The 10,971-nt window shown below is 76.0% G+C and carries 10 protein-coding genes and 1 pseudogene; 6 read left to right on the top strand and 5 right to left on the bottom strand.

What is annotated here, in order from left to right; genetic code table 11:
* The coding region (locus tag ABD323_RS36255) for a GntR family transcriptional regulator (RefSeq protein ID WP_344446349.1) at positions 1-422 on the bottom strand (422 nt) is incomplete at its 3' end.
* Positions 423-469: 47 nt separating this feature from the next.
* On the opposite strand from ABD323_RS36255, the gene ABD323_RS36250 reads away from it, so the two are divergent.
* The 3 genes and pseudogenes from ABD323_RS36250 (at position 470) to ABD323_RS36240 (ending at position 2,387) form a co-directional block, all read left to right on the top strand.
* Entirely contained in the window at positions 470-943 is a 474-nt protein-coding gene (locus tag ABD323_RS36250; RefSeq protein WP_344446348.1) for a carboxymuconolactone decarboxylase family protein, read from the top strand.
* Between the two features lie 60 nt (positions 944-1,003).
* Positions 1,004-1,510, top strand: a pseudogene (locus tag ABD323_RS36245) (DinB family protein); the annotation flags it as partial.
* A gap of 115 nt (positions 1,511-1,625) precedes the next feature.
* Positions 1,626-2,387 carry a metallophosphoesterase gene (locus ABD323_RS36240; RefSeq protein WP_344446347.1) on the top strand — a complete coding sequence of 254 codons (762 nt, stop codon included), beginning with the start codon at positions 1,626-1,628 and terminating at the stop codon, positions 2,385-2,387.
* An 18-nt stretch (positions 2,388-2,405) separates the two neighbouring features.
* On the opposite strand, the gene ABD323_RS36235 is transcribed toward ABD323_RS36240, so the two are convergent.
* The 4 genes from ABD323_RS36235 to ABD323_RS36220 all read right to left on the bottom strand — a co-directional run bounded on the left by ABD323_RS36235 (position 2,406) and on the right by ABD323_RS36220 (position 8,194).
* Positions 2,406-3,035 carry a flavoprotein gene (locus ABD323_RS36235; protein WP_344446346.1) on the bottom strand — a complete coding sequence of 210 codons (630 nt, stop codon included), beginning with the start codon at positions 3,033-3,035 and terminating at the stop codon, positions 2,406-2,408.
* An 83-nt stretch (positions 3,036-3,118) separates the two neighbouring features.
* A complete protein-coding gene (locus ABD323_RS36230) occupies positions 3,119-4,495 on the bottom strand; it encodes a lanthionine synthetase LanC family protein (protein ID WP_344446345.1) in 1,377 nt (458 codons plus the stop codon).
* Entirely contained in the window at positions 4,492-7,839 is a 3,348-nt protein-coding gene (locus ABD323_RS36225; RefSeq protein ID WP_344446344.1) for a lantibiotic dehydratase, read from the bottom strand. The genes ABD323_RS36230 and ABD323_RS36225 overlap by 4 nt, the downstream gene beginning before the upstream one ends.
* A 187-nt stretch (positions 7,840-8,026) precedes the next feature.
* Positions 8,027-8,194 carry an FDLD family class I lanthipeptide gene (locus ABD323_RS36220; protein ID WP_344446343.1) on the bottom strand — a complete coding sequence of 56 codons (168 nt, stop codon included), beginning with the start codon at positions 8,192-8,194 and terminating at the stop codon, positions 8,027-8,029.
* A gap of 291 nt (positions 8,195-8,485) precedes the next feature.
* On the opposite strand from ABD323_RS36220, the gene ABD323_RS36215 reads away from it, so the two are divergent.
* The 3 genes from ABD323_RS36215 to ABD323_RS36205 all read left to right on the top strand — a co-directional run.
* On the top strand, positions 8,486-9,583 hold the full coding sequence (locus ABD323_RS36215; protein ID WP_344446342.1) for an agmatine deiminase family protein: 1,098 nt from the start codon (positions 8,486-8,488) through the stop codon (positions 9,581-9,583).
* Between the two features lie 62 nt (positions 9,584-9,645).
* Positions 9,646-10,824: an agmatine deiminase family protein gene (locus tag ABD323_RS36210; RefSeq protein WP_344446341.1), complete on the top strand. Its 1,179-nt coding sequence runs from the start codon at positions 9,646-9,648 to the stop codon at positions 10,822-10,824.
* Positions 10,825-10,879: 55 nt separating this feature from the next.
* Positions 10,880-10,971: urease subunit gamma (locus ABD323_RS36205; protein WP_344446350.1), on the top strand; the 92-nt coding region annotated here is incomplete at its 3' end.

Here is a 10,971-nt window from a genome sequence, read left to right as displayed (position 1 = left end):
GCGGCGTTCACGGCGCGCCGGGCGGCCGCGAGCCAGGCCTCGCGCGGGAACGAGGAGGGGTCCGGCCGGCCCTGGCGCAGGTCGTGCAACGGACCCGGCGCGGCCGGCGCCCTGCGCGGCACGCGGTCGGCGGGCGCCGGGGCGGCCCGCTCGGCGACCCGGGTCCCGGAGCCCTGACGGGCGGTCAACCAGCCCTCGGCGACCAGCTCGGCATAGGCGTCGGCCACCGTGTTGCGGGCCAGACCCAGGTCCGCGGCCAGGGACCGGTAGGGCGGCAGCCGGCTGCCGGGCACCAGGCGCCCGGTGCGCACCGCCTCCCGCAGCGCCCCGGTCAGCGCGGCCCGCCGGCTGCCACCCGCGGGCAGCTCCAGGTACAGGTCGGTGCCGATGCGCTCGGCCGGATTGACCCATGAACTCGCCATGGAATTGCACCCTATACGAGGTCGATCACCGCACTAGATTCATCGTCATGACGAACGACACGAAGATCGGGACCGCCACCCGGATCAACTTCGCCAAGGCCGCGCCGAAGGCGTTCAAGGCCCTGATCGGCTTCGACGCCGCCGCCCGCGAGGGCCTGGACCCGTCGCTGGTCGAGCTGGTCCAGATCCGCGCCTCCCAGCTGAACGGCTGCGCCTACTGCCTGCACCTGCACACCTCGGACGCCCGCAGGGCCGGCGAGAGCGAGGAGCGGCTGCACCTGGTCGCCCTGTGGCGCGAGGCCGGGCACTTCTTCACCGCCGAGGAGCAGGCCGCCCTCGCGCTGACCGAGGCGGTCACCCTGGTCGCCGTCGGCGGCGTGCCCGACGCGGTGTACGCCCGGGCCGCCGAGCAGTTCGGCGACGAGCGGCTGGCCCGGCTGCTGGCGCTGATCCTCACCATCAACACCTGGAACCGGATCGCCCTGAGCACCGCCAAGGTGCCCGGCACCGACGAGCGCTGAAAGGGCGCCAGGGATACTGGCCGGTGACCCGAACAGCGGTACGGAGAAGGAGCGCGACCCATGAGCAGTGACCAACGGATCGGACCGCCCAATGCGGGCAGCGAGCGCGAGACGCTGCGGACCTTCCTCGACTTCCACCGGGCGACCCTCGCCATGAAGTGCGAGGGGCTCACCGACGAGGAGCTGCGCCGGGCGTCGATGCCGCCCTCGACGCTCTCGCTGCTCGGCCTGGTGCGGCACATGGCGGAGGTCGAGCGGGCCTGGTTCCGCCGGGCCTTCGAGGACCACGACGCGCCCATGGTCTGGTCCGACAAGATCGACTTCCAGGCGGCCTACGACGCGAGCGACTCCACCAGGGCCGAGGCGTTCGCGGCCTGGGAGGCCGAGGTGGAGACCTCGCGCCGGATCGAGCGGGAGGCCGACTCCCTCGACCTGCTCGGCTACCAGCCGCGCTGGGAGGAGGAGGTGTCGCTGCGCATGGTGATGGTGCACGTGCTCCTGGAGTACGGCCGCCACAACGGGCACGCGGACTTCCTGCGCGAGGGCGTCGACGGGACCGTCGGCGCCACATCCCGGCCGCCGAGCGGCGCCGGGCGGCCCGTCCGCCCGGCCCGCTGCCCACGTTCCTCCCCACAGGACACCGACCTCGTCGCCACGAGCCCGCACGCAAGGAGTCCCCGCCATGCCGGTGATCGCCCACCTCAGTGACCTCCACCTCGACGGTGGCCGGCGCAGTCTCGCGCGGGCCCGGGCCGTCATGGGGTACCTGGAGGACCTCCCGTTCGACCTGGACGCGGTCCTGGTCACCGGGGACGTCGCCGACCACGGCCTGCCGGCCGAGTACGAGCAGGCCCGCGCGCTGCTGGCCTCCCGGCACCCGGTGCTGGTCTGCCCGGGCAACCACGACGACCGCGCCGCCTTCCGCACCACCCTGCTGGGGCAGCCGGAGTCGACGGCGCCGGTCAACCGGGTGCACCGCGCCGAGGGCTTCGTCCTGGCGCTCTGCGACTCCTCGATACCGGGCCGGCACGACGGCTTCCTCGCCGACGAGACGCTGGCCTGGCTGGCGGACGTGCTGGACGGCACGCCGGCCGGGGTGCCGGTGCTGATCGCCTTCCACCACCCGCCGGCCCTGCTGCACAGCCCGTACATCGACGGCCTGCGCCAGTTCGGCGAGCAGCGGCTCGCCGAACTGACCGCCCGCCACCCCGCGGTCGTCGCCTTCCTGACCGGGCACGCCCACACCCCGGCGGCGACCACCTTCGCCGGGCGGCCGCTGCTGGTGGCACCCGGGGTGGTCTCCACCCTGCGGCTGCCGTGGGAGCGGCCGGACCACCCGCAGCACCACGTCCACCTCGACCTGCCGCCCGGGCTGGCCTTCCACGTCCTGGACGACGAGGGGCGGTTGACGACCCACTACCGGTGCGTTCCGGTCGACGCCTGAGCCGCGGACGTCGGCGGGTCAGCCCTCCTCGTCGTCGGTCCCGTCGTCGGTGGCCGCGGCTTCGGTGGCGGCCAGTGCCTTCGCCGCGCACTCCAGCGCGGGCCCCAGGTCGCTGCCCCAGCCCTCGGTGGCCCGGCCCTCGTGGACGGAGAGGCCCAGGTGGCGCGGGACCAGCAGGTAGCCGTCGTCGCGCAGCGTGCGCAGGTTGCGGCGCACGGCCGGGCGGCGCAGCGCGGTGGCGGGGATGGAGGGTCCGATCACCACCGGTGCCGTGGTGTTCAGCACCGTGGTCAGCGCGAGGTCGTCCGCGATGCCGGCGGCCAGCTTGCCGACGAAGTTGGTGGTGGCGGGCAGCACCACGACCAGATCGGCCCACTCGGCGAGCTCCTGGTGCGGCACCCGGCCCTGCTCGGTCTCCCAGTCGGGCCCGCTCACCGGGGCCTGCGCCGCGGCGGCGACGGCCCGCCGGGAGACCAGCGCGTCGGCGGAGGCGGTCAGGCAGACCCGCACCGACCAGCCGAAGGTGACCCGCAGCCACATCACCCAGGTCGGCATCTTCACCACGTCGAAAGCGCCGGTGCCGACCAGCAGCAGGTGCCCGCGCGGCAGGTCCAGCGGGGGGTGGGCCGGGGAGGGCGCGGCGCTCATGGGGACCGATCTCCTTCTCTGGTGGGCGGACTGTCAACGGGTGGGGCGCGCGTCGGGGCGGGGCGGGAGGATCCGGCGGACCGTCAGGAGAGCAGCAGGACCCGGTCCCAGTACGGCTCCCCGGCCCCCGGCACGCCGCCGCCCCCGCCGCTCGCGGGCAGCGTCGACAGCAGGGCCGCGGCCACCCCGGCCGCGCCCTCCAGGACGCCGGCGCCGTCCTCGCCGGCCAGCGGGTGGGGCCGGTGCCCGCCCCGGGCGCGCGTGGCGGGCGCCAGGTGCCGGTAGCCGAAGGCGGCGTCCGGCCGGTACGCGCCCGCCAGTTGCTCGGCCAGCGTCGCGGCGTGCCCGAGCAGCTCCGGGTCGTCGGCCAGCCGGCCGAGCCGCCACAGGCACTGCAGGAGACCGGCCTGGCCGTGGCAGACGGTGGGGCCCTTCAGGTGCTCGTGGGTGCCCGGCCGGGTGAGCAGGGCGCGCGCACCGTCCAGGGCCAGCGCGCGCCAGCCGTCCTCGCCGGTCAGCCGGGCCGCCCGCAGCAGCGGGCCGGCGATGCCCGCCGCGCCGTAGCACCAGGCGCCGCCGGAGGCGGCGGCGGCGAACCCGGACGGTGCCGTGCGCTCGCCGCCGGCCCGGGTGAGCTCGTCGTCGAACGGCAGCCGCGGCTCCCAGTAGGGGCCGAACGCGTCGTGGTCGGCCCGTTCCGCCAGCCAGTCGCCGATCCGGTGCACGGCGTCGAGCTGCCCCTCGACCATCACGCCCGCCTCCGCGGCGAGCGCGAGCAGTGCCAGTGGGCCCGCGATGCCGTGCGCCAGGCCCAGGTTGACGTCCCCGCGCGGGAAGTGGGCGCGGTCCGCCTCGGTCGGCTGCCGGTGGCGCGGCACCCACCAGCCGGGCAGCAGCCGGCCGTCCACCGCCACCGGACGGGAGAGCGCGACGAGCCGTTCCAGCGTGCCGCGCGGCGCGGGCTCGGCCGCCGCCCGCTCCTGCGCGTCGCCGTCGGCCACCGCGCCGAGCAGCAGCCCGCCGATGCCGGCGCCGCCGCTGACCACGTCGTACGACGACCAGTCCACCCCCGGCCCGGCCGGCTCGGCCGCGAGCCGCCTCACCTGCTCGCCGGCCACGTGCGCGGTCAGGTTGTGGCGCAGCCGCGGATAGTGGCCGCCGGGCCACGCGGCCGCCTGGGCGGCCGCCAGCACGGCGGCCGGACCGTAACTCAGCCCTGCCGACCCGGTCGCGGCCAACGCCTGGGCGGCGAGCGCGAGATGACGGTGCGCCAGGGGTAGCCGGCCCGGGTCGCGCCGGGCGAGCTCGGCCAGGAAGAGCGCCGCGCCGGCGCTGCCCTCCAGCGAGACCGGGGGAGCGGTGCGGCGGCCGGGGCCCTGCACCGCCAGCGCGCGGGGATCGGCGAGCGCGGCGGCCACCCGCTCGACGGCGGCTTCGACCTGGTGCGTGGTGGTGGTCACCGTTGGTGCTTCCTTCGGTCGGCGTTGCCGATCACGCAGGCGCGGGCGAGCGCGTGCGCGCGGCGCTCGGCCTCCCGGTCGGGCCCGAGCAGTCGGTTGCAGGACATGTGCAGCAGGCCGGCCACCACCCGGGGCAGCGGCGACCAGCTCTCACCGGCGGCGGCCAGCTCGTCCAACCGCGCGCGGTAGGCACGCAGTTGGTCGGCCTGGTCGGCGAGCAGGGCCAGCAGCGGCGCGCCGGGCGGGTGTTCGGCGAGCGCGGGCCAGCCGGCCGCCGGGTCGATCAGGCGCAGCCACCGGGCGCGCTGCGCCCGGAAGCCGGCCGGGAGTTCCGCGCCGATCGCGCTGCCGGCCAGCCAGGCGGCGTCCGGCTCCTGGTGGCGCAGCGGCCCGGGCACAGTGGCGGGTGGGGCGGCGGGCGGAGCAGCAGGCTGTGCAGCGGGCGCTGCGCCCACCGCGTGCGCGATCGAGGCCAGCGAGAGCGCGGCCAGCGTCTCGCGGTCCCAGCCGGGCTCCCCGTCGTGCGCGGACCCGGCCTGCGGGCCCGGCCGCGGCGCGGGCTGCCGGGCGATCCTCAGCAGGGTCAGCGCGGTGCGGCTGTCGGCGGCGAAGAAGCGCTCGGCGGCGGCCTGCGCGCCGGGCCCGCCGTAGCGTTCCCACTCGGGGTCGTAGCCGTCCAGCACGCAGCGCCCGACCAGCCCCTGGGCGCTCCACTCCCGCACCGCCGTGCGCAGCGCGGGCACCAACTCCCGCCACAGGCCCTGCGCCGGGCCGTGGAAGCGCAGCCGCAGGTGGTCGTCCTGGTCCCGGTACCGCAGGTAGAACCAGCGGTCGATCAACTCCTTTGCTGGGGAGGGGAGTCCGGCCAGGAACGGGGTGAGCTGCTCGCACAGGAAGGCCTCGGTCTGCCGCCCGGACAGGTAGAGCTTGGCGTAGAGCCACTCGCCACCGGGCTCGGCCAGCCGCGGACCCGGGTGCCGCGGCGGCGGTGCGGCCACCGGCTCCGCCGCCTGCCCCTGTACCGGGACCTGTCCAGGTGCAGTTGCAGGGGCAGGTGCGGGCGCACGGACGAACGCCAGCGCCAGCTCGGCCAGGTGCGGTTCGCCCGCGGCGTCCCGCAGCCATCCGTTCGGCCGGTCCTCCCCGCCGGGCAGCTCGACGGCCGTCAGCTCGCCGTCCTTGGCGAGCGCGTCGCGCAGCACCTCCAGGTGCCAGGGGTCGGTCAGGTCCAGCGGCAGCCGGTGGTCGTACCGGGTCAGCACGATCCGCTCCGGCGCCCCCCAGCGCTGCCGCCAACCGGCCACCGCCGCAGGCCAGTCGGCCGGGTCGAGCCCGGTCTGCTCGCGCAGCTCGTCCAGCCGCCAGGTGGCGGAGGCCAGCACCACCCGGCCGTAGCGCACCCGGGGCAGGAGAGGCGCGCTGCCGGCCGGCCCCCAGTCCCAGGGGGTGTACATCCGCGAGGCGTCGCGGCCCAGTTCCAGCAGGAACCGCGCCACGTTCGGGGCCTGGCCGCGGACGTCGAGCGCGTGGTGCGCGTGCGGCAGCAGCCGGCGGCCGGTCGGCAGGTGCACCGGGTACAGGTGGTCCAGGGTCGCGGCCACGCCGATCTCGTCGAGCGGCACCGGAATCGCGCCGGGGTCCGGCGGGAGGCCCACGGCCACCTGGTGCGTCGCGGTCCGCGGGCTGTTGGCGATGTTGAGCGCGCGGGTGGTGCGCGGCTGGTAGGCGACGGCGAGGTGGAGCGCGTCGGGCGCCTCGGGGAACGCGATCGCCGCCAGCTCCTCGTTGACCGGGCCGGCCAGCCCGGCGAACCGCCCGAAGGTGGCGCCGGCCTCGGCCGGTCCCGGACCGCTGCCGCCCACCAGCAGGAAGTCCCCGGCCGAGAGCGCCCGCTCGTCGGCGGCGACCAGCGAGCCGAAGAGCTCGCAGGACCTCGGCAGCCGCGCGCGGTCCGGCTGCGCCGGCGCCAGCCGGGCCACCAGCGCGTCGTCCAGCACCACCTCGCGGCTGCCCTCGCGCACCGCGGCGGCGGCCAGCCGGCCCAGCAGCAGGTCGCGGGCCCGGTCCGCCGGGCGCCCCGGCTCCTCGCTGCGGGCGGACGGCGGCCAGGCGTAGCCGGCGGGCGCGCCGATGCCCACCGTCTCGTCCAGCGCCTCCAGGACCGGGACCACCCGGTCGGTGCCGTAGCGCTCCAGGAAGTCCCGATGGTAGCCGCGCATCGGCGGCAGGCCGGGCCCGGGCGCCGACAGCCGCCACAGCACGCCCAGCGCGCGGGCCGCCTCGTCGGCGACGGCCTGCGGCAGGCGCACCTCCGCGCCCAGCGCCACATCGACGTGGACCAGCCGTTCGGAGTCGGCCAGCCGCCGCATCCCGTCCTCCAGGGCGGCCAGCTCCGTACGGCGCGCCCCGGGGACGGCGGCGTCGTACCGGTCGCGGTCCGCGGCGATCGCCCGCAGCGCGGCCAGCAGCGGCAGCGGCCGGCCCGCGGAGCGCTCCACCTCGGCCAGCACGCCGATCACCCGGGTCAGCGGGTCGCCGCCGTCCAGGACCGGTCGCAGTCCGGTGATCAGGAACTCCTGGCGGACCAGGGTGGCCAGCAGCCGGGCGGCGGCGCCCGGCGGCGCCTGTGGGAAGCGCCGGGTCAGCTCGGCGATGGCCGCGCCGCCGGTGGTGCCGGCGGTGGCCAGGGCCAGCGCGGCGGTGACGGCGAGGGTGACCCGCACCGAGACCTCGCTGCGGGCCGCGTCGCCTGCCGCGGCGCCGGGGTTGGAGGGCGCGGCCATCACCAGCCGGCCGCCGCGCGGGATGATCCCGGCGTGGGCGTGCAGCGGCAGGTGCGGCAGCAGCCCGCCCTCCCGTTCGAGGCGCTGGATCAGCCCGAAGAGCCAGTCGAGGTCCACCCGGGTGCGGCTGGTGGCGGGTTGCGACCAGGACACCTTGACGGCGGAGCCGCCGGCACTCGCGGCCTCGCCCACCCGGACCGGGGCGACGCCCGCGAAGAGCCCGAAGGGGGTGCAGCGCGAGCGCAGCCGCACCTCGTAGCGCACCACCGACACCGCGGCCCGGCGCAGCTGCGCGTCGCTGCGGGCGGCGAGCCCCTGCGGGCGCGCGCTCGACTCCACCAGCCGGGCGAGCGAGGGGCTGGCCACCCGCAGCGCGTCCATGAAGAGTCCGTCGCCCGCCGCGCCGCGCAGCAACTCCTCGCACGCCGCCCGGTCGAGCGGGCCGGGGGGCGGGGCGGCGGCCCGGGCCGGGCCGCAGAGGTGGCCGCGGATCGGCGCCCGCAGCAGGGCGACCGGGGCCGGCCGGAAGAGCGCCGGTTCGGAGGGCTGTGACGACGGCATCAGAGGCGGTCCCTTGGCGTGGACGGCGTACGGGCGGGCGGCGGGGCGGCAGGCGGTGGCGATGGCCGGCCGGCCGGTCCGAGGTGCGGGTGCGGGTGCGGGTGCGGGGGGAGGGGGCCGGCGTCGCGCGCCGCCGGCCCCCGAGGGATCAGGGACTGGGCCCCGGGTCCTCGTCCGTGCGCGCCGATCAGCAGTAGCAGAGGCTGTTCAGGCAGGAGTGGCAGGTGAGGCTGCAACCGAAGCTGGTGAACCCGGCCTCCGGGTTGGTCTCGGTCACGTCGATCCGGACGTCCAGGTCGAAGAGGTCGTCGAGCTGGGTCTCCTCGATGCTGACCGGGAGGGTCGCGATGGTCATGAAATCTCCCCTGTTGTTTGAGTGGTTGCCGTGTAGCCGCAGCTGCCCGGACAGTGTCGGAGCGCCGTTTTGAGTGGTTGCCGTGTAGCCGCAGCTGCCCGGACAGTGTCGGAGCGCCGTCTTGAGCACCGCTGGAGACGGTCGCGAGTGATCACCGAGGGCCGTTCCAGGGCGCCGATGACCATGACTCCTTGACTGAAATTTCAGTCAGTGCCAGAGTGAGGCCATGGCGCGGCACCCGAAGCTGGGGCCCCGACGGCCCGGCGCGCCATACTGAAACCGGAGATCCTCATGACCGACCCGCACCGCGGACACCGTTCCCTCGCCAGCCGTCTCTTCGGGGCCACCCCCGAGCCGGCGCCCGAGGCCGGTCCGGTCCCGCACGCCGGCTGGGTCGACCGTGACGACGTCCCGCACGCCAGGACCTGGATGTCCTGGCCCTCGCGCACCTCGATCTGGGGCCGGCGCCTGCTGGGTGGGGTGCAGCAGGACATCGCGCTGATCGCCCGGACCGTCGCCCGGTTCGAGCCCGTGGTGCTCTGCGCCCCCGACGACCACAGCGCCGCCCAGGCCCGCTCGCTCTGCGGCCCGCAGGTGACCGTGATCAGCTCGATCCCCACCGACGACCTCTGGATGCGCGACACCGCACCGGTCTTCCGCCGCGACGGGTTCGGCGGCCTGGCGGCCGTCGGCCTCAACTTCAACGGCTGGGGGAGGAAGCAGGTCCACGACGACGACGCCGAGGTGGCCCGGCGCATCGCCGGGTACACCGGACTGCCGTTCGTCGAGGCGGACTTCGTCGGCGAGGGCGGCGCGGTCGAGACGGACGGCGACGGCACCGTGCTGGCCACCGAGAGCAGCCTGGTGAACCGCAACCGCAACCGCGGCCTGAGTCGCGAGGAGGTCGAGGAGGCGGTCCTGGAGGCGTACGGCGCGCGGAAGATGATCTGGGTCCCGGGGATCAAGGGGAAGGACATCACGGACGACCACGTCGACGTCACCTCGCGGTTCATCCGCCCGGGCGTCGTGATGGTGCAACTGCCGCCCCAGGACCGCAACGACGCCTGGGCCCGCGACGCGCGCGAGCAGTTCGCCCTGCTGGCCGGCGCCACCGACGCCAGGGGCCGCCGGCTTCAGGTGATCCGGGTGGACGGCCCCGACACCGTGCGCTCGCGCGACCCGCGGTTCGTCGACTCCTACCTCAACTTCCACGTCGTCAACGGCGCGGTGATCACCACCCAGTTCGGCGACGTGGTGAAGGACGACGCCGCCCGGCGCAGCCTGGCGGCGGCCTTCCCCGGCCGCGAGGTGGTCCAGCTCGACGTCGACCGGCTGATGGGCGGCGGTGGCGGCATCCACTGCTCGACCATGCACGAGCCACTGCCCTGAGGCCGCCCCGGCCCGTCCCGGGCACCCACGCTTCCCGTCCTCCCCTCCCCCCGGAGCGCACCATGTCCGAGTCCCGCCCGTCCCGTCGAACGATGCTGCGCTCCGTGGCCGGACTGGGGGCGCTGGCCCTCGCCGGCACCGGGTGCGCCGCCGAGGACGGCGAGCCGGCCGCGCCCGGCACGGCGCGGCCTCCCGCGTCGGACGCCGGGCCGGGAGCGGGCACGACGCGCACCTTCGGGGCCGAGTGGGAGAGTCACGCGCGCACGCTCATGTGCTGGCCGGCCTCCACGGGCATCTGGGCCGAGCAACTGCCGGACGTCCGGGCGGACATCGCGGGTCTGGCGCGGGCCGTGGCCGGCTACGAGCAGGTGGTGCTGTTCGCCCGGCCGGGGCAGGAGGACGCGGCCCGGCGGGCCTGCGGCGAGGGCGTGGAGGTCGTTCCGCTGCCCGTGGACGACCTCTGGGCGCGCGACAGCCTGCCGGTCTTCGTGCACGACGCGGGCACGCTGCGCGGCGTCGACCTCAACTTCAGCGGCTGGGGCGGCAAGCAGAAGGAGCACGGCAACGACAGCAGGCTCGCCGCCGCGGTACTGCAGCGGTACGGGATCGACCGGATCGCGACGCCGGTGGTCGCCGAGGGCGGCTCGTTCGAGACCGACGGGCAGGGCACCCTGCTGGTCACCGAGAGCTCGGTGGTCAACGAGCGCCGCAACCCCGGCCGCAGCCGCGACCGGATCGAGGCGGAGCTGAAGGAGGCGCTCGGGGTCACCAAGGTGATCTGGTTCGCCGGCGTGCGCGACCAGGACATCACCGACGCGCACGTCGACTGCCTGGTCCGCTTCGCCGCCCCCGGGGTGGTGCTGCTGGACCAGCCGTTCCCCGGCGCCCCCGCCGACGTCTGGTCACGCTCCGCCGACCAGGCCAGGCAGGTCCTGGAGAGCGCCACGGACGCCCGCGGCAAGCCGCTGCAGGTCATCGAACTGCCCCAGCCGGACCCGGACCGGATCACCGGGCGCGGCGACGCCTTCGTCTCCTCGTACATCAACTTCTACGTCGCTAACCAGGCCCTCTTCGTGCCGCGCTTCGGCGACGGCGAGGCCGACAGCCGTGCGCAGGGGATCCTGCGCGAGCACTTCCCCGGGCGCGACATCGTGCCGCTGAAGATCGACGCCATCGCCTCCGGCGGCGGCGGGATCCACTGCTCCACCCACGACCAGCCCGGCTCGCCGGCCGCCGGCTAGGAACTGTCCGCCTCTCCTCCGTTTCGCCTTCCCCTCTTCCCCCACGCGAGGCATCATGCGACTCACCCCCACCGAACGGGACCGGCTGTTGCTCTTCACAGCCGCCGAACTGGCCCGGGCCCGGCGCGCCCGCGGCGTCCGGTTGAA

The sequence above is a fragment of the Kitasatospora nipponensis genome, from assembly GCF_039528135.1.
Lineage (GTDB): Bacteria > Actinomycetota > Actinomycetes > Streptomycetales > Streptomycetaceae > Kitasatospora > Kitasatospora nipponensis.
The sequence above is the reverse complement of the archived record's forward strand: the minus strand, read 5'-3'. Positions and strand labels throughout refer to the sequence as shown.

Bases quoted from the DNA above. Each gene is read 5' to 3' on its own strand.
- ABD323_RS36250 (WP_344446348.1), top strand. From the start codon at position 470: ATGACGAACGACACGAAGATCGGGACCGCCACCCGGATCAACTTCGCC.
- ABD323_RS36210 (WP_344446341.1), top strand. From the start codon at position 9,646: ATGTCCGAGTCCCGCCCGTCCCGTCGAACGATGCTGCGCTCCGTGGCC.
- ABD323_RS36220 (WP_344446343.1), bottom strand. From the start codon at position 8,194: ATGACCATCGCGACCCTCCCGGTCAGCATCGAGGAGACCCAGCTCGAC.
- ABD323_RS36240 (WP_344446347.1), top strand. From the start codon at position 1,626: ATGCCGGTGATCGCCCACCTCAGTGACCTCCACCTCGACGGTGGCCGG.
- ABD323_RS36215 (WP_344446342.1), top strand. From the start codon at position 8,486: ATGACCGACCCGCACCGCGGACACCGTTCCCTCGCCAGCCGTCTCTTC.
- ABD323_RS36225 (WP_344446344.1), bottom strand. From the start codon at position 7,839: ATGCCGTCGTCACAGCCCTCCGAACCGGCGCTCTTCCGGCCGGCCCCG.
- ABD323_RS36235 (WP_344446346.1), bottom strand. From the start codon at position 3,035: ATGAGCGCCGCGCCCTCCCCGGCCCACCCCCCGCTGGACCTGCCGCGC.